Annotated in this window: 19 protein-coding genes; 10 read left to right on the top strand and 9 right to left on the bottom strand. The window is 71.9% G+C overall.

Annotated elements, in window-relative coordinates; translation table 11 throughout:
• Positions 1 to 3: 3 nt before the first annotated feature.
• Positions 4 to 636, bottom strand: a complete 633-nt coding sequence (locus GVL05_RS13845; RefSeq protein ID WP_123339806.1) for an HAD family phosphatase — start codon at positions 634 to 636, stop codon at positions 4 to 6.
• Positions 637 to 660: 24 nt separating this feature from the next.
• On the opposite strand from GVL05_RS13845, the gene GVL05_RS13840 reads away from it, so the two are divergent.
• Positions 661 to 1,521 carry an ADP/ATP-dependent (S)-NAD(P)H-hydrate dehydratase gene (locus tag GVL05_RS13840; protein WP_159573474.1) on the top strand — a complete coding sequence of 287 codons (861 nt, stop codon included), beginning with the start codon at positions 661 to 663 and terminating at the stop codon, positions 1,519 to 1,521.
• 265 nt (positions 1,522 to 1,786) lie between these two features.
• Here the strand turns inward: GVL05_RS13840 and GVL05_RS13835 are convergent, their stop codons facing one another.
• Positions 1,787 to 2,497 carry a YceI family protein gene (locus GVL05_RS13835; protein ID WP_185094174.1) on the bottom strand — a complete coding sequence of 237 codons (711 nt, stop codon included), beginning with the start codon at positions 2,495 to 2,497 and terminating at the stop codon, positions 1,787 to 1,789.
• Between the two features lie 84 nt (positions 2,498 to 2,581).
• Between GVL05_RS13835 and GVL05_RS13830 the strand changes: the two genes are divergently transcribed.
• Entirely contained in the window at positions 2,582 to 3,847 is a 1,266-nt protein-coding gene (locus tag GVL05_RS13830; protein WP_159573473.1) for a glycosyltransferase 87 family protein, read from the top strand.
• Positions 3,844 to 4,152 (top strand): thiamine-binding protein, encoded by a 309-nt coding sequence (locus tag GVL05_RS13825; protein ID WP_123294222.1) that lies wholly within the window; start codon positions 3,844 to 3,846, stop codon positions 4,150 to 4,152. Before GVL05_RS13830 ends, GVL05_RS13825 begins: the two co-directional genes overlap by 4 nt.
• Positions 4,153 to 4,214: 62 nt before the next feature.
• Here GVL05_RS13825 and GVL05_RS13820 read toward each other — a convergent pair whose 3' ends face one another.
• A complete protein-coding gene (locus tag GVL05_RS13820) occupies positions 4,215 to 4,409 on the bottom strand; it encodes a hypothetical protein (protein WP_131846437.1) in 195 nt (64 codons plus the stop codon).
• Between the two features lie 124 nt (positions 4,410 to 4,533).
• Between GVL05_RS13820 and GVL05_RS13815 the strand changes: the two genes are divergently transcribed.
• Positions 4,534 to 4,719, top strand: a complete 186-nt coding sequence (locus GVL05_RS13815; RefSeq protein WP_131919968.1) for a hypothetical protein — start codon at positions 4,534 to 4,536, stop codon at positions 4,717 to 4,719.
• Between the two features lie 289 nt (positions 4,720 to 5,008).
• Positions 5,009 to 6,274, top strand: a complete 1,266-nt coding sequence (locus GVL05_RS13810) for an MFS transporter (protein WP_123312344.1) — start codon at positions 5,009 to 5,011, stop codon at positions 6,272 to 6,274.
• Positions 6,275 to 6,604: 330 nt separating this feature from the next.
• On the opposite strand, the gene GVL05_RS13805 is transcribed toward GVL05_RS13810, so the two are convergent.
• From GVL05_RS13805 to GVL05_RS13775, 6 genes are all read right to left on the bottom strand, one after another.
• A complete protein-coding gene (locus tag GVL05_RS13805) occupies positions 6,605 to 7,276 on the bottom strand; it encodes a response regulator transcription factor (protein ID WP_111086410.1) in 672 nt (223 codons plus the stop codon).
• 87 nt (positions 7,277 to 7,363) lie between these two features.
• Positions 7,364 to 8,689, bottom strand: a complete 1,326-nt coding sequence (locus GVL05_RS13800) for a hypothetical protein (protein WP_131973743.1) — start codon at positions 8,687 to 8,689, stop codon at positions 7,364 to 7,366.
• Positions 8,686 to 9,843, bottom strand: a complete 1,158-nt coding sequence (locus tag GVL05_RS13795) for a sensor histidine kinase (protein WP_123294227.1) — start codon at positions 9,841 to 9,843, stop codon at positions 8,686 to 8,688. The genes GVL05_RS13800 and GVL05_RS13795 overlap by 4 nt, the downstream gene beginning before the upstream one ends.
• A gap of 183 nt (positions 9,844 to 10,026) precedes the next feature.
• Positions 10,027 to 11,229 (bottom strand): homoserine O-acetyltransferase, encoded by a 1,203-nt coding sequence (locus GVL05_RS13790; RefSeq protein WP_159573472.1) that lies wholly within the window; start codon positions 11,227 to 11,229, stop codon positions 10,027 to 10,029.
• A gap of 267 nt (positions 11,230 to 11,496) precedes the next feature.
• Positions 11,497 to 12,828: a bifunctional o-acetylhomoserine/o-acetylserine sulfhydrylase gene (locus GVL05_RS13785; protein WP_111086406.1), complete on the bottom strand. Its 1,332-nt coding sequence runs from the start codon at positions 12,826 to 12,828 to the stop codon at positions 11,497 to 11,499.
• A 279-nt stretch (positions 12,829 to 13,107) separates the two neighbouring features.
• Complete coding sequence (locus GVL05_RS13775) at positions 13,108 to 14,196, bottom strand: acyltransferase family protein (RefSeq protein WP_123294229.1); 1,089 nt, start codon at positions 14,194 to 14,196, stop codon at positions 13,108 to 13,110.
• Positions 14,197 to 14,339: 143 nt separating this feature from the next.
• Between GVL05_RS13775 and GVL05_RS13770 the strand changes: the two genes are divergently transcribed.
• The 5 genes from GVL05_RS13770 (at position 14,340) to GVL05_RS13750 (ending at position 17,733) form a co-directional block, all read left to right on the top strand.
• The gene (locus GVL05_RS13770; protein ID WP_111086404.1) at positions 14,340 to 15,113 is read left to right on the top strand and encodes an SDR family oxidoreductase; all 774 of its coding nucleotides are present in this window, start codon (positions 14,340 to 14,342) and stop codon (positions 15,111 to 15,113) included.
• Between the two features lie 69 nt (positions 15,114 to 15,182).
• Complete coding sequence (locus tag GVL05_RS13765; RefSeq protein ID WP_173168683.1) at positions 15,183 to 15,716, top strand: phosphoribosyltransferase; 534 nt, start codon at positions 15,183 to 15,185, stop codon at positions 15,714 to 15,716.
• Positions 15,713 to 16,432 (top strand): Type 1 glutamine amidotransferase-like domain-containing protein, encoded by a 720-nt coding sequence (locus GVL05_RS13760; RefSeq protein WP_123294231.1) that lies wholly within the window; start codon positions 15,713 to 15,715, stop codon positions 16,430 to 16,432. Before GVL05_RS13765 ends, GVL05_RS13760 begins: the two co-directional genes overlap by 4 nt.
• A 5-nt stretch (positions 16,433 to 16,437) precedes the next feature.
• Positions 16,438 to 17,121: a uracil-DNA glycosylase gene (locus tag GVL05_RS13755; protein WP_159573471.1), complete on the top strand. Its 684-nt coding sequence runs from the start codon at positions 16,438 to 16,440 to the stop codon at positions 17,119 to 17,121.
• A gap of 9 nt (positions 17,122 to 17,130) precedes the next feature.
• Entirely contained in the window at positions 17,131 to 17,733 is a 603-nt protein-coding gene (locus tag GVL05_RS13750) for a GNAT family N-acetyltransferase (protein WP_123294233.1), read from the top strand.
• The last annotated feature ends 344 nt before the right edge of the window (positions 17,734 to 18,077 follow it).

Raw genomic sequence — 18,077 nt, 5'->3', positions numbered from 1 at the left:
TCCTCAGGGGACGGGCGCCGGCTCGGCCGCGAGTTCCGTCAGGAACGACCGCAGTGACGCCGACGACGTGTAGTGGTGGCCGACCGCCCCGATCGCTTCCGCGCCGGTGGCGTTCTCGGCCCTGTTGTCCACGAACACCATCTGCTGCGGCTCGATTCCCAGACGTGCGCACGTGTCGCGGTAGATGGATGCGTCGGGCTTCAGGACGTGCTCCTCGGCGCTCACCACCACCGTCTCGAACAGCGAGCCCATCGGGGAGCGTCGGTACGGGTCACCGAAGTCGAAGCCGGCGTTCGACAGCAGCGCCACCCGGGTGCCGGCGTCGTGCAGCTCCTCGACGATCGCCAGGGTCTCCGGTTCGACCTCGAACCACCCGGTGAAGTCGACCGCCCAGAACCGGTGGATGTCCGTGATGCTCCAGGTCCGCCCGACGCGCTCGCCGATCGCCCGCCAGTACGCCACCACGGACAGGTCGCCGCGGTCCAGGTCGTGGCGGAGCTCCTGGTAGACGGGGAACAGCTCGTCGGCCGGCACCCCGGTCAGCTCGACGAGGGCGTCGCGCGACGCGTGCGGCGTCCGGCTGATCACCTCGCCGTAGTCGAAGACCACCACGCGACCAGGCAGGAACAGGCTCATGCGCTCCACCGTAACGTGGGGCCGGTGAACGACTTCGTGCCCGTCCAGCCGTCCGATGCCGCCGCGTGGGTCACCGCGCCGACGGGGGAGTCCACCAAGTACCGCCGTGGGGTGCTCGGCATCGCGACCGGCTCCGACCAGTACCCGGGTGCCGCGGTGCTCGGGGTCGACGCCGCGGTCCACACCGGTGTCGGCATGGTCCGGTACGTCGGGCCGTCGCGGGCGTCGGACCACGTCCTGGCGCGTCGCCCCGAGTCCGTCGCCGGCGTCGGTCGGGTGCAGGCCTGGCTCGTCGGCTCGGGCATCTCGGCGTCGTCGCTCGGTGACCTGGACGACACGACCGCCTCGGCCTTCACGCACGCTTCGGACGACGGCGTCCCGGTCGTGGTCGACGCGGGCGCGATCCCGCTCGTCGACCTCGGCCCGCTCGCCGTCCTGACCCCGCACGCGGGGGAGCTCGCGTCGTTGCTCGGCGTCTCCCGCGAGTCGATCGAGCAGGATCCCGCCGCAGCAGCGCTCCGAGCCGCCGAGCAGACCGGCAGCGTCGTCCTGCTCAAGGGCGAGCGCACGCACGTGGTCACGCCCGACGGGTCGGTCCGGTTGGTGGCGTCGTCGGCGACGCCGTGGCTCGCCGCCGCCGGTGCCGGGGACGTCCTCGGCGGGGTCCTCGGTGCGCTCGTGGCAGCGCGGCAGGGGTCCGTCGAGGCAGCCGGATCGTCGCTGACGCCGTCGGACCTCGCGCACCTGGCCGCGTCGGCCGCGGTGGTGCACGGGCTCGCGGCGCGGCGGGCGTCCGGTGGCGGGCCGTTCCCGATGACCGGGCTCATCGCCGAGCTGCCCGGGGTCGTGCGGGACCTGGTCGTCGACGGCGACGCGCGCGGGTAGGGGTCGGTGCGCGCGCACCTTCCGACGATGCACGAGGTGATCGACGCGTGTTCTGTCGGAAGATGCGCACGCAATGGGTACGTGCGCATGTTCCGACGGGACGCCACCGGTTCGACGGGTGGAAGGTCGCAACATGCGCACGCATGCGCGAGAGGGCGCGGCCTGGGACGCGAGCAGGGGACGGACGGGAGGCCCGTGGCGGGGCCGCCACGGGCCTCCCGTCCGCCTGTCGCGCACGTCACGGGCGTGACGCGCGTCGCGGCCGTCAGCTCGCGGGGGTCGCGTGCACCAGGAACTCGACCGTGCCGGAGTCGTCGACCTTCACGAAGCCGAGGCTCGGCGCCTGCACGCCGTAGTCCGAGAAGGTGACCGGGATCGAGCCGGAGATGTCGACGCCGTCGCCGTTCAGGCCGACCTGCAGGTCGGCGGTGACGTCCTTCGTGACGCCGTGCAGCGTGAGCTTGCCGGCAGCGGTGACCTTCGTCGTGTCCGAGCCGCTCGGGACCGCGTCGGCGATCGGCTCGGAGAGTTCGAACGTGGCCTCGGGGAAGGCGGCGGTGTCCATCGCGGAGTCGCGGAAGTAGGAGTCACGCTGGTCCGAATCGGTGGCGATGTCGGCGACCTGCACCGTGATCGTTGCCTTCGTGATGCTCGTGCCGTCGACGGTGGCGCTGCCGGAGACGCTGTCGGTGCGGCCGGTGACGGTGACGTCGGAGCCGTTCAGGACCTCGTGCAGGCGGTAGCCGGCCTCGGAGTCGCCGCCGACCGTCCACGCGCCGGACAGGTCGGAGTCGTCGAGGGTGGAGGCCTCGCGGCTGGCGGCCACGGACGGTGCCGCCGACGCCTTCGCGTTCTCGTTGCTCGTGTAGACGTTCGTCGCGACGATCGCCCCGATGACGCCGAGCACGACGACGGCGGCGATGACGGAGATCCAGATGACGGCCTTGCGGCGCCCGCGCGGGGTTTCGGTGGTCACGAGCAAGACGGTGACACGTCATGGTTGGGGGAGCCTGGGATTCTCAGCCGGTTCGGGTGCGCTCGCTGCCGGTACGCTCGTCCGGTGCGCAGGACCGTGAACCCGTGGATCGAACGCGTCGGGTTCGTCCTGGCGTTCGCCGCCGTGCACGCGGCGCTGTGGTGGCTGACCGCGATCTCGGCGAACCTGCCGCTCGGCGACGTCACCATCACCTACAGCCGGTGGATCGAGACCGGGCGGAGCGCGGACTTCTGGGTCGGGATCGACGGCGAGTGGGTCTACCCGATCCTGGCGATCGTGCCGATGGCCGCCGCAGCACTCGGTGGGATCGCGTCGATCGGCTCCGGGTGGCTGCTGCTGATGGTGCTGCTCGACGCCGTCGCGTGTGCCTTCCTGTGGCGGTTCCGGGCGCGCGGCGGGTTCGGCTCGCGTGCGGACGGCTCGTCGTCGCGTGGCGTGCGGGTCGTGTGGTGGTGGCTCGCCTTCCTGCTCGCACTCGGGCCGATCGCGCTCGGCCGCATCGACACGGTGGCGACGGTGTTCGCGTTGGTCGGGGTGGCCTTCGTCGCCTCGCGGCCGGCGGTCGCCTCGGCGCTGTTCACCGCCGGTGCGTGGACGAAGGTCTGGCCGGCCGCCCTCGTCGCCGTGCTGCTGCTCCTGCGCAAGGGGCACCGCCGCGGTGTGCTGGCCGGTGCCCTCGTGCTCAGCGCGCTCATCGTGCTCGTCGACGTGCTCTGGGGCGGAGCGCCGTACCTGCTGTCGTTCATCGGGGAGCAGACCGGCCGAGCGCTGCAGATCGAGTCGCCGCTCGCGACGCCGTTCATGTGGGCGGCAGCGTTCGGGGCTCCTGGTGCGGCCGTGTTCTACAACCAGCAGATCCTGACGTTCGAGGTCTCCGGTGCCGGCACGCACGCCGCTGCCGCGGTCTCGACGCCGCTGATGGCCCTCGTGGTCGTCGCCGGTGTCGTCCTCGCGCTGTGGGCCGCGCGCCGTGGCGCCCGTCGGGCCGAGCTCGCGCCCGTGCTCGCGCTGCTCTTCGTCGCCGCGCTCATCGCCACCAACAAGGTCGGGTCGCCGCAGTACATCGGGTGGCTCGCCGTGCCGATCGTGTGGGGACTGGCCGCCGGGACGCCGAGTGTGCGCCGGTTCGTGCCGATCGCGATCGCCGCGCTGCCCACCGCCGTGTTGACGCAGCTGATCTACCCGGCGTACTACGACCAGGTGCTCACGCTGCAGCCGTGGATGCTCGTGGTGCTGACGCTGCGGAACGTGCTCGAGGTGGCGATCCTGGCGTGGACCGTGGTCGAGCTGGTGCGGATGGGCCGGGGCGCGGGCAGGATGGACGCATGATCGTCGCCTTCTCCGTTGCTCCGTCCGGTGGTCCCTCCGAACAGGCGGACGGCTCCGTGCACGACGCCGTCGCCGCGGCCGTGCGGGTGGTCCGCGAGAGCGGCCTGCCGAACCGCACGTCGTCGATGTTCACCGAGCTCGAGGGGGAGTGGGACGAGGTCATGGACGTCGTCAAGCGTGCCACCGAGGCCGTGGGTGTCTACGGCACGCGGGTGTCGCTCGTACTCAAGGCCGACATCCGACCGGGGCACACCGGCGAGATCGACGGCAAGCTCGAGCGGCTCGAAGCGGCGCTCGGCGAGTAGCGCTCAGCGGCCGGCGCTGTCGCTCGGCGCTCGCGTTCGGCGCTGTCGCTCGGCGCTCGCGCTCAGCGCTTGTCGCGTCGGCGTGCCCGGGTCCGACGGCGGGGGTCCGGTCCGAGCACCACGAACACCGTCAGCAGCGCGATGCCGGCGAGCACCGCGATGAGCACGATGACCATGCCCATCGGGTCGGTGGCGTCCTCGCAGTTCACGGGCGCGCCGGCGGGGCACGAGGCGAGCACGGTGGCGGCGAGGGACATGTGCTCATTGAACAACGAGGGCCCGCACGACACGCCGCCGCCCTCCCGCGGATGTCGGTGGTCGGGTGTCTCATGGCCCGTATCGAGCCACATCCGGTGGCCCCGAGACGACGAGGAGCGCGTGATGACCCACGACGGCTGGTGCCCCGACTGCGACCTGCGAACGGTCGTCATCGACACGGACGAACAGGGCGAGAACGCCTGGGCCACGTGCGCCGAGTGCGGCGCCGGCTGGACGCACCGCGACGAGCTGCCCGATCTCGCACCCGCGTCGACGCGTCCCGCCCACACGGAGCGTCAGGCGGCCTGACCCGGTTCACCTCGGGTACGACCGGGCCAGCCCGGTGCGACCCGTGCTGGCAGCGCACGGCGACTTCCGTTCGGCCTTTGGAGCGGTCTACACTGCTCGGACCGGATGGTCGTCGCCACCCGGACCGTCCCGTTCGCTGCTGAACCCGGACCGGCACCCCGCTCGGGCGTGGCCGCGCTGCCGATCGGCACGTGGACCGCGACGATCGCGGGTCGCCCCCGCCGACACCGTCCAGCCGACACCCCGATCCGACGCCGCCCGTGCAGGACGTCGTCCGAGAACAGGCCCCATGTCACAGCTCACGCCTGCGCGTCGCACCGCCGCGCTCATCTCGCTCGCCCTCGGCGGCTTCGCCATCGGATCGACCGAGTTCGTCGCGATGGGTCTGCTGCCGAACATCGCGCAGGCACTGCTGCCGCAGCAGTACGGCCTCGACCCGGACGCCGGCATCGCGCACGCGGGCTGGCTCGTCAGTGCCTACGCCCTCGGGGTCGTCGTCGGTGCTCCAACCATCGCGGCGATGTCGGCGAAGTTCCCGCGCAAGGGCCTGATCCTCGTGCTGCTCGTCGGGTTCGTCCTCGCGACGATCGCGAGTGCGCTGCTGCCGTCGTTCGGACTGGTGCTCGTCGCCCGGTTCGTAGCGGGTTTGCCGCACGGCGCCTACTTCGGCATCGCCTCGATCGTCGCCGGCGACATGATGGGCCCGGGCAAGCGCGGCAAGGGCATCGCGATGGTGCTGCTCGGCCTGTCGGTCGCGAACGTCGTCGGCGTCCCCGCGATCACCTGGGTCGGCCAGCTCGCCGGCTGGCGGATCGCCTACGGCGTCGTCGCCGCGCTGTTCGCGCTCACGTTCCTCGCCGTCGCGGCCTTCGTGCCGAAGAGCGCCCGTGACGAGCACGCGACGATCGGCCGGGAGCTCCGCGCCTTCCGCGTGCCGCAGGTCTGGATCGTGATGGGCCTCGGCGCCGTCGGGTTCGGTGGGTTCTTCGCCGTCTACTCGTACATCTCGCCGCTCGTGCAGCACGTCACGGGCATGCCGGAGTCGTTCGTGCCGATCGTCCTGGTGGTCGTGGGCATCGGCATGGTCGTCGGCGGTGTGCTCGGCGGACACCTCGCCGACCACAGCGTGAAGCGCACGATCTACTTCGGCATGTTCTCGCTCATCGGCGCGCTGCTGCTCACGGTGCTGACCGCGCAGTGGCTCTGGGGCATGCTGCTCGGCGCGTTCCTGCTCGGTGCGACCTCGTCGGCGATCCCGCCGGCGGTGCAGTCCCGCCTGATGGACGTCGCCGGCGACGCCCGGACGATCGCCGCGGCGCTCAACCACTCGGCGTTCAACATCGGCAACTCGCTCGGCGCAGCACTCGGCGGTGCGGTCATCGCCGCAGGCTTCGGGTTCGTCGCACCGGGCTGGCTCGGCATCGTCCTCGCGCTGCTCGGTGTCCTCGTCACGATGTTCAGCTACTCGGTCGAGCGTCGCACCACGCGCCGTGCCGCGCTGCGCTCCCCGTCGCCGAGCACCGGCCCGATCACCGCGCCCGTCCCGATCCACTGATCGCGCGCAGGCGCCGCCAGTGCGGTTCGCGAAAGCGACAGTCTGCCGCGAACTGTTCGCGGCAGAGTGTCGCTTTCGTGAAACGGACCGCCGGCATCGGCGGCACCGTGTCGCTGTGGCGGGACAGACCGCAGGCCGGTCCCGATTCAGTGACCGCGCGCGGTGGGCGCGCCCACGCACCGGACGGGAGGCCCGTGGCGACGCCGCCACGGGCCTCCCGTCCGACGTGGTGTGCGGCAGACCGCCCATGGTGAGCAGAAATGGTCGGGTCCCGTGATGGGACCTGACCATTCCTGCTCACGAAGCGGGCAAGCGCCCATGTGCGCCGCGCTACAGGCCCAGCGGGCCGCCGTCCTGCACGATGATGCCGTCGGTGATCGCCCGCTTCCGGAGCGCCACCTTCGTGCCCACGTCGAAGCCTGCGACGCGGTACTTCTCGCGGATGCGCTTGAGGTAGCTCTTCGCGGTCTCCTCGGAGATGCCGAGCTGGTACGCGACGCTCTTCACGGGCTCGCCACCGCCGTACAGGGCCATCACGCGACGCTCCTGGGCGCTGAGCTTCGGGACGCCACCGACGTCGCCGCTGTTGATGGCCAGGTCGAGCTCGGCGGAGACGTACTGCTCACCGCGCTGGGCGGAGCGGATCGCCTCGACGATCATGTCGGCGTCCTCGCTCTTCACCAGGTAACCGAGGGCACCGGCCGCGAGGGCCTCGCGCACGACGTTCGGCTCCGAGTAGGTGCTCATCACGACGGTCTTCACACCGGCGGTCTTGAGCGTCGAGATCTTCAGCGACACCGGGATGGAGTCCTTGAGGTCCAGGTCGAGCAGCACCACGTCCACCGGGAACGCCGGGCTCGTCAGGAGCTCGGGCCAGGTCGTGACCGCGGCCACCAGCGTGATGTCGTCGGCGGCGCTCCGGATCCACTCCGTGAGCGCGCCGAGGAGCATCCTGTGGTCGTCGACGAGTGCGAGTCGGATGGGTTCCTCTGGAGTCGCCATGCGGGCGTCCTTTCTCGGGGGCAGTTCGTGCCCGATCCTAGGAGGGAGGGGCACGTGGCACGGGCAGGCTGTCCGGGTGTCCGGCAGCTACATCGACGGATGTCGGTCCACGACGCAGTGGGCGACGATGTGGAGCGCGCCGTCGCGGACCGTCTCGGTGTACGGACCGATGCGTTGCAGGGCGCTCCAGGCGGTGGGGCCGAGGCGTCGGCGCTGGACGCCGCGGGACTCGATCACGACCGGCACGTCCATCCGCTCGTCGGTGACGGGGTGGCCGTCGGACCCGACCGGGCCGAGCGTGACCGAGACGACCGGCAGCCCGGGGGTGGCGGTGCGACCGTCGCCGACCATCTGCCACAGGGCCTGCAGCAGTCCGTCGCGCTGGGCGGGGGTGAGGTGTCCGGCCAGGGCGCCCGGGTCGGCGACGCTCACCGAACGCCCGAGGTGGTCGGACTCCGTGATCGCGTGGTACAGCCAGGTCTCGCGCCGTCCCTCGATGAGGTGCAGGCGGAGCTCGGTCGCGAGTGAGGCCGCGACGGAACTCGAGGCGTCCGACAGCGGCAGGGGATCGGTGCCGTTCGCGACGGCGTCGAGCAGCTTCTCGGCGGCCAGGTCGAGTCGGGCGAGCTCGTCCGAGGCGAGCATGCCGACGGCGAACTGCGGCGCCTGCACGTTGCTCTGCACGAGCACTCGGTCGAGTTCCCGCTGCACGAGCTGCCGGAACCGCTGCACGACGTACAGGGCGATCGACGGCGGCACGACGACGAGGGCCAGCAGGGACACGATGCCCGGCAGTGTGTCGTTCGTGATCGGGGTCGAGGCGACGCTCATGCCGACGAAGGCCAGACCGAGGACCGCGATGGCGGCGGCGACCTCGCGGGCCGGTCGGAGCGTGGCGATCGGCAGGAGCGCGAAGCCCGCGGCGATCGACGCCGATGCCGTGTGGGCGATGTCGTGCTCGGGCCAGATGCCGATGAAGTCGAGGGTCACGACGCACGCGAGCACGACGCAGATCAGCACGAAGGCCAGCCCGGTCAGCCGCTCGCCGTAGGTCAGCACGCTCAGGCCGACACCGACCGCGGCGACGATGTAGAGCATCCAGGCGGCTGCGGGCAACCACGGGTCGGAGAAGTCGGACCAGCGGACCAGGAAGTACACGATGCCGGAGACGGCCTCGATGGCGGTGAGCACCGCGGCGCCGAGGCCGAGGTACCCGGCTCCGAGTGAGGCGCCGGGCTTGGCGGCCTGGCGGAGCGACCGTGCGCCGGTCGAGGTCGAGGGGAGCCCGCGGGCCTGCCGGCGCTCGCTGGTGCGGTAGCGCTCGCGCGCCTCGCGACGGGTGCGGGGCGGCTGCTGGCCGGTCGACTCGCCGGGCAGGCCGCGGCTGATGGTGTCCTCGGGGACCCGGGTCATCGCGGTGCCTCCAGGACGACGGTGGTGCCGGAGCCCGGCGCGGAGAACAGCTTGGCGTCGCCGCCGACCTCGCGCAGCCGGCTCACGACGCTCTCCTTGAAGCCGAGGCGTTCGGCGCTGACGGTGGTCAGGTCGAACCCGACGCCCGAGTCGGTGACCATGGCCCGGACCATGTCGTTGTCGTGGACGATCGTGACGTGCGCCTCGCCGACACCGGCGTGCCGGCGGACGTTCTCGAGGCACTCGCCCAGCGCCAGCAGGAAGGCGTCGAGCACGTGCGAGGGCAGCAGCACCTGGCCGGTGCCGTGCCAGCTGACCTCGAGGCCCATCCGCCCGAAGCGCTGCTTCACCGACTCGAGGGTCTGGCCGAGCGGCGACTCCTCTTCGCGGGTGAGCGAGTAGTCGCCGGACTGCGACGGCTGCGGGGTCGCGCCGAGTCGCAGGTGGCGCAGGAGTCTGGCGTCCTCGGCGGCCTGCTCGCGCATGGCCTGCTCGGAGACCCCGACGCCGGAGTGGGCGAGGAGCGTGAGCGTCGCGAGGACCGTGTCGTGCAGCAGCCGAGCACCCTGCCGCCGCTGCGCCTCGGTCTCGCTGGCCTGGCGTTCAGCGCGGTGCGCGGTGCCGATGCTGTAGATCCGTCGGGCGACGCGGGGGATGCTGCGCGAGATCCACACGGCCACGACCGCGATGAGCACCCAGCCGAGCAGGGCGCCGCTGACGGGCGTCGACAGGAGCCCGCCGGTGGCCCACACCATCACGACGACGACGATCGCGCCGGTGCCGATCGTGAGTCCGAGGCCGAACGGCTGGCCGCGCTGCGCCATCAGCGGGGCGGACAGCGAGCCGCCCGCGAGCGGCATGACGGCGCTGGCGACGAGCGGGCGGACCGACTCGTCCACGCCGGAGAACAGCAGCGCGAGCGAGGCGAGCCCCGTGACGAGGATCGCGGCGGTCCACCACACGGTGCCACTGCGCCCGAAGAACACGAACGCGGCGACCATCGCGGCGATGCACAGCAGGGCGCCCACGAGCGGCAGGGCGGAGACCGCGGCGGCGGAGACCACGCCGACGACGCTGATGAGCGCGCAGACGATGCCCACGACACGGGTCGTCGCCCGCAGCAAGCGGTCGCGTTCCTGTGCGATGAATTCCATCGATGTCCTGGTTGGTGACGAGCTGGTGTGACGGGTCGTGCGGGGAAACCGAGCCTCGTTCAGTCCGGGCTCGCAGCCATCCAACCACGGGCGACACCCGTTGGGGGGTGTTCGGCGCGCCGTACCGCGCGTGCCGCCGCCGCCCCGGTGCGTGCCGCGGCCCCGGTGCGCGCCGTGTCGCGCTCAGCCGTCGAGCAACCGCCGCAGGTGCGCGCCGACCTGCTCGTGCTCGATGAGGAACCCGTCGTGCCCGAACTCGCTCTCGATCACCGCGGCCGTGTCCCCGTCGAGCGTGTCCGGCACCCCGGCGGCGATCCGGTGCTGGTCCTCGATCGGGAACAGCCGGTCGCTCGAGATCCCCACGACGAGCGTGCGGGCCGTCACGAGTTCGAGCGCGGCAGCGACACCGCCCCGCCCGGCCCCGACGTCGTGGGAGTCCATCGCGTGCGTGAGCGTGATGTACGACGACGCGTCGAAGCGCCGGGTGAACTTGTTGCCGTGGAAGTCGAGGTAGCTCTCCACCGAGAACCGGCCGTCGTCGCCGAGCGGGGACACGTCGCTCTGCCACGACCGGGCGAACCGGCCGTTCAGTTCGTCGGACGCCCGGTAGGTCATCAACGCCATCCGCCGCGCGAGCGCCAGCCCGCGGTGGGGGCCCTCGCCGGCGTCGGCCTCGTAGTAGTCGCCGCCCGCGAACGCCGGGTCCATCTGGATCGCCGAGCGCTGCAGGGAGTTCGCCGCGATCTGGTCCGCCGTGGTCTGCGCCGTCGCGGCCAGCACCGCCAGCCGCTGGACGCGTGCGGGGTGCGACACCGCGAACTCGAGCGCGTGCATCCCGCCCATCGACCCGCCGACGACGGCAGCGAACACGTCGATGCCGAGTCGGTCGGCGAGCTGGCGCTGCACCTCGACCTGGTCGCGCACGGTGACGAACGGGAAGCGCGAGCCCCACTCGACCCCGGTGGGTGCCACCGACGACGGCCCGGTCGTGCCCTGGCAGCCGCCGAGCATGTTGGGCGCGATCACGAACCAGCGGTCGGTGTCGATCGCCAGGCCGGGTCCGACGACGTCGCCCCACCAGCCGGCGGTGCGGTGCCCCGGACCGGGTGCGCCCGCGACGTGCGAGTCGCCGGTCAGCGCGTGGAACAGCAGGACGGCGTTGTCGCGCGCCGCGTTGAGCGTGCCCCACGACTCGTACGCCACCCGCACGGCCGGCAGCCGCCCGCCGCGCACCCACTGCTCGCCGAGGGACGCGAAGTGGCGCGCACCCGGGTGGTCGCCGGGGCGCCAGGCGCCGGTGACCGGCGGCTTGCCGATGGTGCCGAGTTCGGCGCCGGGCACCAGGGTGGACGGCACGGAGTCCTCGGGGGTCGTCTGCCAGTCCATGGTGCGTCCAGTCTGCCGGGAGGCGCGGGTCGCCGCCGCCGTGTTACGCCACGCCCGCCCCGTGGCCGGGTCGTCGGGCCGCGCTCGCGTTCTGCGTGCGTGCGCATGTTCCGACATCGTGCGCGTTGTTCGACTCGTGGATCGTCGCACCATGCACACGCACCGGATGCGTGCGCAACGAGCGACGTCCCATGAGTCGATCGACTCGTGGGACGTCGCAACATGCACAGGCATCGAGCGCGCCGTGCCTCGGTGCCCGGGCGAACGCTAGGCGCGCTGCCCCTCCTGCGAGACCGCACGGGCCGCGGCGAGCCCGGCCTCGAGGTCGGCCTTCAGGTCCTCGATGTTCTCGATGCCGACGGACAGGCGCACCAGGCCCGGCGTGACCCCGGTGGTGAGCTGCTGCTCGGGCGTGAGCTGCGAGTGCGTGGTCGACGCCGGGTGGATCACGAGCGAGCGCACGTCGCCGATGTTCGCCAGGTGCGAGAACAGCTGCAGGTTGTCGACGAACGCCTTGCCCGCGGGCACACCGCCCTTGAGCTCGAACGACAGCACGGCGCCGACGCCCTTCGGCGCGTACCGGTTCGCCGCGGCGTACCAGGGCGACGTCGGGAGGCCGGCGTAGGCGACGGTCGCGACGTCCGGGTGCTGGTCGAGCCACTCGGCGATCTCCTGCGCGTTCGACACGTGGCGCTCGATGCGGAGCGACAGCGTCTCGATGCCCTGCAGGAGCGCGAACGCGGTGTCCGCCGAGTTCGACGCGCCGAGGTCGCGGAGCAGCTGCACGCGGGCCTTCACGATGTAGGCGAGCTCGTTGCCGACGGCCTCGGCGAAGACCGCGCCGTGGTACGACGGGTCGGGCGTGTTGAACTCCGGGAACTTGTCCGGGTGCTGTGACCAGGCGAACTTCCCGCCGTCGACGATGATGCCGCCGATGACGGTGCCGTGGCCGCCGAGGAACTTCGTCGCCGAGTGCACGACGATGTCGGCCCCGTGCTCGAACGGACGGATGAGGTACGGCGTCGCGATCGTGTTGTCGACGATCAGCGGGACGCCGGACTCGTGCGCGACGTCGCTGACGCCGGTGATGTCGAGGACGTTGATCCGCGGGTTGCCGATGGTCTCGGCGAAGAAGAGCTTCGTGTTCGGGCGGACGGCGCGGCGCCACTCCTCGAGGTCGTCCTGGTCCTCGACGAACGTGGTCTCGATGCCGAGCTTCGCCAGCGTGTACTTGAACAGGTTGTACGTGCCGCCGTAGATCGACGACGACGACACGATGTGGTCGCCAGCACCCGCGATGTTCAGCACGGCGTAGGTCTCCGCCGCCTGGCCGGACGCCACGAGGAGTGCGCCGCTGCCGCCCTCGAGTGCCGCGATGCGCTGCTCCACGACGTCGTTCGTCGGGTTCATGATGCGGGAGTAGATGTTGCCCGGCTTGGCGAGGGCGAACAGGTCGCGGGCCTCGTCCGAGTTCGCGAAGACGTACGAGGTCGTCTTGTAGATCGGGGTGGCGCGGGCGCCCGTGGTCGGGTCCGGCTGTGCGCCGGCGTGGACCTGCGTGGTCTCGAACCGCCACTGCGCGGCGTCGTGCTCGGTCATCTTGGTGCTCCTGTCCGGTGCGGCTGGTCGTCGGGTCGCCTTGCGCTCGGCCTGGAGGCGCGGCGCGTCTGTGCGTCGGGTGTCACGGTACGCAGGTGGTCGCGCTGGTACCAGCGCACCCGCCTCGGGACGTAACGCGCGCGCCCGACGCGCCACGGGCCTCCCGGCCAGGATGGTGCCCGGGGCTGACGGCGGCGACCACGGGGATCGGTCGCGGCCTGCCGCGACGTCGCGCGCTGCCGACTGAGCGCAGCGAAGACGACTGCTTGCGCGGAAATGTCAATTGTCGCGACGGAACAGCCAACCGACGTTCGGTTCGAGCAGCCAGCGCATCCCGCGCCGCACGAAGGGCTGCGCCAGGAAGAGGCTGACCGCGCAGGCGATCGCGACCATCAGGAGCACGAACGGCCACGCGGAGTGCGGACCGGCGAGCACGCCGGACTCGCGGATCGGGTAGAGCACGAACGTGTGCAGCAGGTAGACGTACATCGTCGCCGCACCGAACTGCGTGAGCCAGATGTTCCGGCGGGGGATGAGCACCAGGAACGACGCGGTCAGCAGTGTTGCGAGCAGCATCAGCCCGAACCGGACGGCACCGGCCCACCAGGCGTCCTCGCCGAGACCCGAGTACGAGTCGTCGTAGAAGAACCAGTGGTGCAGGTCGAACTCCTTGAACTGCGGGATCCACACCGCGCACGACACGGCCCACGCGGCGAACACCACTCCGGCGGCGACGCGCACCCGCACCACGGTGCGACGCGAGGCCTCGTACCAGCGGTCGAAGAGCCCCCACTGCTTGACCTGCCACCCGAGCAGGAAGAACGGCAGCAGGCTGATCGCGCGGGACAACGACAGCGTGGAGTCGACGTTGTCGAAGTAGCCGACGCCGATGCTGAACACGACGGCCCAGAACAACGGCCACCGCAGCTGTGCCAGGTACGGCAGGATCAGCTTGAAGATGCCGAGGGCCAGCAGGAACCACAGGGTCCAGGTCGGCTGCGTCGGGTTGAAGTCCTTGCCGCCCTCGACGATGCCCTGCACCACCGTCCAGATCGTCTGCATGATGATGTACGGCACGACGATGTCGGTGATCGTCCGGCGCATGCGCTTCGCCGTCGGGGTGTCGGCCGACGAGAAGTATCCGCTGATCACACCGAACGCGGGCATGTGGAACGCGTAGATGAACGTGTAGAGCGCCAGGGCGTGCTCGCTCGCCGTCGTCTGGCGCTGGATCGCGTGGCCGATCACCACGAGGGTCACCGCGACGAACCGCGCGGTGTCCCACATCGGGATACGGCGCGGTGCCCGGCCGGGTTCGAGCTGCGTCGCCGGGGCCGAGGGTGCGGGAGGGGCGGCATCCGTCGTCATCGCCGGTCACGTTACCGGATCGTGACCTGGGAGGGTCGGTACGGTGGGGACCGGGGCGAGCAGTCGTCCCGACAACGGGGCGATCCGTTGCCCCGACACCGGGGCGATCCGTTGCCCCGACACCGACGCAGGAGGCAGATCACATGGCAGCACGGCGCGCAGTCGTCACCGGAGCGAGCTCGGGCATCGGGGCAGCCACCGTCCGGCTGTTCCGTTCGCGGGGCTGGGACGTGCTCGCCGTCGCCCGCCGGGCGTCGAAGCTCGAGGCGCTCGCCGCGGAGACCGGGGCCGAGGTCCTGGTGGCGGACATCACGAGTGCTGCCGACGTCGAGGCGCTCGCCGCCCGCGTCGCCGAGCTCGGCGGCGCCGACGTCCTCGTGAACAACGCCGGTGGCGCGTTCGGCTCGGCCAGCGTCGAGGAGTCCGACGTCGACGACTGGCGGGCCATGTTCGAGGTGAACGTGATCGGCACGAAGCGCGTCGTCGCCGCGCTGCTGCCGCACCTGCGGGACCGTGCGCGCGACACCGGGGGAGCGGACATCGTCACGGTGACGAGCACGGCCGGGTTCGTGGCGTACGAGAACGGCGGCGGCTACAACGCCGCGAAGTTCGCCGAGCACGCCCTGGTCGGGGCGCTCCGGCTCGAGCTGAACGGCGAACCGATCCGCGTCGTCGAGATCGCCCCCGGCCTGGTGAAGACCGACGAGTTCGCGCTCACCCGCTTCCGCGGCGACGAGCAGAAGGCCGCTGCGGTCTACGACGACGTGCCGGACCCGCTCGTGGCCGACGACGTCGCCGAGGCGATCGTGCACGCGGTGGAACTGCCGCCGCACGTGAACCTCGACCTCGTCACGATCCGACCGGTCGCGCAGTCGGCGCAGCACAAGCTCGCGCGCGGGACGCTCACGCCGCGCTGACCGCCTGCGCAGCGCCCGGGCGGTGGCCACGGGTCGCGGGCGCGGGGTGCCTGCCGGTACCGTGGTCGGATGCCGATCAGCAGCGAACCCGAGCCCACGGCCCCGGCTCAGTCGACCGTGACCGTGACGAGCGGGCCCGAGGTGCTCGGATGGCTGGAGTTCGGTGACGCCGCACGCCTGCTCGCGAAGGACGTGCTGTCCTCCGGCTTCGAGCCCGAGGTCGTCGTCGCCGTCGCCCGCGGCGGGCTGATCATCGCCGGTGCCGTGGCCTACGCGCTCGGCACCAAGGAGTGCGGCTCGATCAACGTCGAGTTCTACACCGACGTCGAGCAGCGCCTGGACGAGCCCGTCGTGCTCGCACCCGCGCTCGACGCCCCCAGCCTCGCCGGCAAGCGCGTGCTCGTCGTCGACGACGTGTCGGACTCCGGTCGGACCCTGCGCCTGGTGGTCGACATCATCCGGAACGCCGGTGCCGACGTCCGCAGCGCCTGCCTGTACTCGAAGCCCGGCACCGTCCTCGAGCCCGACCACGTGTGGCGCCGGGTCGACGGCTGGATCACGTTCCCGTGGAGCGCCCTCGCACCGGTGACGGCCGAGTCGTGAGCATCCACCTCGTCGGCGGCGGACTCTTCGCCGCCTCGGACGCCGCAGCGCCCTTCCTCGCCGAGGCCACCGCACGCTCGGCCGCCGTCGGCCGGACGGTCCCGCGCATCGCCCTGCTCTCGGTCGCCGGCCCGGACGGCGGCAGTCCGTCGTCGACCGCCGACATCGCCGAGGTGCTCGGCGGTGCCCGCGTGGCCGAGGTCGTCGTCACCGAGGTCGCGGCCGGCCAGGTGTTCGACACGACCGTCCTGAGCGACGTCGACGCGCTCGTCGTCGGCGGCGGCGTCACCCCCGACTACCTGGGTGCGATCGCCCCACTCGTCGACCAGCTCCGGTTGCTCGTCGCCGACGGCCTGCCCTACCTGGGCTACTCGGCCGGTGCGATGATCGCCGCCGACCGCGCGCTCGTGGGCGGCTGGCGCATCGGCGGCGTCGAGATCTGCCCCGAGGCAGCCTCTGAAGGCCTCGACGAGGTCGAACTCCGCGAAGGGCTCGGCCTGGTCGACCTGACCATCGACGTCCACGCGGTGCAGGCCGGCACCCTCGCCCGCCTGATCGCGAGCGCCGAGGCGGAGTTCGTCACCGCCGGCCTGGCGATCGACGAGGACACCGCCCTCGTCGTCGGCGAGGGCGCGCTCGAGGTCCGGGGCACCGGCAGCGTCTGGCGGGTCATGGCCGGCGAGGAATCGGTGGCCGTCGCCACGATGGGCGCGTAGCCGTCGTGGAACCACGACCGCTCGCCGACCTGGTCGACCCGGGCTGGGCGTCGGCGCTCGCTCCGGTGGAGGCCGACGTGCACAGCATGGGTGCCTGGCTGCGTGACGAGACAGCGGCTGGCCGTACCTACCTGCCGGCCGGCGCCGACGTGCTCCGGGCCTTCACCACGCCGTTCGACGCCGTGAAGGTGCTCGTGGTGGGGCAGGACCCCTACCCGACGCCGGGCAACCCGATCGGGCTGTCGTTCGCCGTCGACCCGGCAGTTCGTCCGGTGCCGCGCAGCCTGGCGAACATCTACAAGGAGCTCAGCGCCGACGTCGGCGTGACCCCACCGGCGCACGGTGACCTGCGTGCGTGGTCGGACCAGGGCGTGCTGCTGCTCAACCGTGTGCTCACGGTCCGTGCGGGCGACGCCGGCAGTCACCGCGGCAAGGGCTGGGAAGCCGTCACCGACCAGGCGGTCCGCGCACTCGTCGCCCGGGGGACCCCGCTCGTCGCCGTGCTGTGGGGCGCGCAGGCCGCGTCCGTCCGGCCGCTGCTCGGCGACACCCCGGTGGTGGCGTCGGCGCATCCGAGCCCGTTGAGTGCGTCGCGGGGCTTCTTCGGCAGCCGGCCGTTCTCGCAGGTCAACGCGCTGCTGCAGGAACAGGGCGCGGCACCGGTCGACTGGTCGCTGCCCGCTCAGTAGGCTCGGCACGTGCTCGAGGAGGAATACCAGCGACGGCGGGTCCTGCCGCGACACCTGCGTGCCCGGCCGGCGAGCGAGACCGCATTCGAGTACCGGATCCGTGCCGCCGAGGCGAGCGACCTGCCCGACGTCCGTGAGATCCACACGCACTACGTCCGCAACTCGTCGGTGACGTTCGACCCGTCGGCGTTCACCTTCGCCCGGTGGAAGCAGCGCTACGACGACATCCGGAAGCGCAAGCTGCCCTTCCTGGTGGCCGAGAACCCCGCCGGGCAGATCCTCGGCTACGCGCTCGTGGACGCCTGGAACCCGCGCGACCGGTCGAACCGGGTGGTCGAGGACTCGATCTACCTCGGAGCGGCCTCCGGGGGCAAGGGGCTCGGCCGTGCGCTCATGGAGGCCCTGCTCGACGAGTGCCGGTCCGCCGGGGTCCGCGAGGTCGTCGCGGTCATCGCCGACCGGCAGGCCGAGGCCTCGATCCGCCTGCACGAGCGGCTCGGCTTCGAGGAGGTCGGCCGGATGGGCAAGGTCGGCTACAAGTACGACCGGTGGCTCGGCACGGTGACGATGCGCCTGCGGCTGCGCGGTCCCCGCCTCTTCGCGCGCAAGTAGCCGGTCCGTCGTCCGTCGTCGTTCGTCGTCCGTCGTCGTTCGGTCGCGGTGGGCCGCGCCGAGGTTCCGAGATCTGCGCATCTCGGCGTGCGATCGCGCGCGTTGTGGAACCTCGACGACCAGCGCACGGCGTGTTGTGGAACCCGGGCGGCTGTCGGACGGGAGGCCCGTGGGCGCGTCGCCACGGGCCTCCCGTCCGTCGTTCGGTCGCGTCTCGGGCCGCGCCGAGGTTCCGAGATCTGCGCATCTCGGCGTGCGATCGCGCGTGTTGTGGAACCTCGACGACCAGCGCACGGCGCGTTGTGGAACCTCGGCGGTCAGCGCACGGCGTGCCGGCCCTCGCC

It is taken from the genome of Curtobacterium sp. 18060 (assembly GCF_902706105.1).
Taxonomy (GTDB): Bacteria; Actinomycetota; Actinomycetes; order Actinomycetales; family Microbacteriaceae; genus Curtobacterium.
Note: the sequence above shows the minus strand (reverse complement) of the source record. Positions and strands in the feature narration are given on the sequence as shown.

What these genes read in the sequence shown, in the direction of transcription:
- GVL05_RS13845 (WP_123339806.1), bottom strand. Translation starts at nt 636, where the DNA reads ATGAGCCTGTTCCTGCCTGGTCGCGTGGTGGTCTTCGACTACGGCGAG.
- GVL05_RS13825 (WP_123294222.1), top strand. Translation starts at nt 3,844, where the DNA reads ATGATCGTCGCCTTCTCCGTTGCTCCGTCCGGTGGTCCCTCCGAACAG.
- GVL05_RS13820 (WP_131846437.1), bottom strand. Translation starts at nt 4,409, where the DNA reads ATGTCCCTCGCCGCCACCGTGCTCGCCTCGTGCCCCGCCGGCGCGCCC.
- GVL05_RS13815 (WP_131919968.1), top strand. Translation starts at nt 4,534, where the DNA reads ATGACCCACGACGGCTGGTGCCCCGACTGCGACCTGCGAACGGTCGTC.
- GVL05_RS13810 (WP_123312344.1), top strand. Translation starts at nt 5,009, where the DNA reads ATGTCACAGCTCACGCCTGCGCGTCGCACCGCCGCGCTCATCTCGCTC.
- GVL05_RS13805 (WP_111086410.1), bottom strand. Translation starts at nt 7,276, where the DNA reads ATGGCGACTCCAGAGGAACCCATCCGACTCGCACTCGTCGACGACCAC.
- GVL05_RS13800 (WP_131973743.1), bottom strand. Translation starts at nt 8,689, where the DNA reads ATGACCCGGGTCCCCGAGGACACCATCAGCCGCGGCCTGCCCGGCGAG.
- GVL05_RS13795 (WP_123294227.1), bottom strand. Translation starts at nt 9,843, where the DNA reads ATGGAATTCATCGCACAGGAACGCGACCGCTTGCTGCGGGCGACGACC.
- GVL05_RS13790 (WP_159573472.1), bottom strand. Translation starts at nt 11,229, where the DNA reads ATGGACTGGCAGACGACCCCCGAGGACTCCGTGCCGTCCACCCTGGTG.
- GVL05_RS13785 (WP_111086406.1), bottom strand. Translation starts at nt 12,828, where the DNA reads ATGACCGAGCACGACGCCGCGCAGTGGCGGTTCGAGACCACGCAGGTC.
- GVL05_RS13775 (WP_123294229.1), bottom strand. Translation starts at nt 14,196, where the DNA reads ATGACGACGGATGCCGCCCCTCCCGCACCCTCGGCCCCGGCGACGCAG.
- GVL05_RS13770 (WP_111086404.1), top strand. Translation starts at nt 14,340, where the DNA reads ATGGCAGCACGGCGCGCAGTCGTCACCGGAGCGAGCTCGGGCATCGGG.
- GVL05_RS13765 (WP_173168683.1), top strand. Translation starts at nt 15,183, where the DNA reads ATGCCGATCAGCAGCGAACCCGAGCCCACGGCCCCGGCTCAGTCGACC.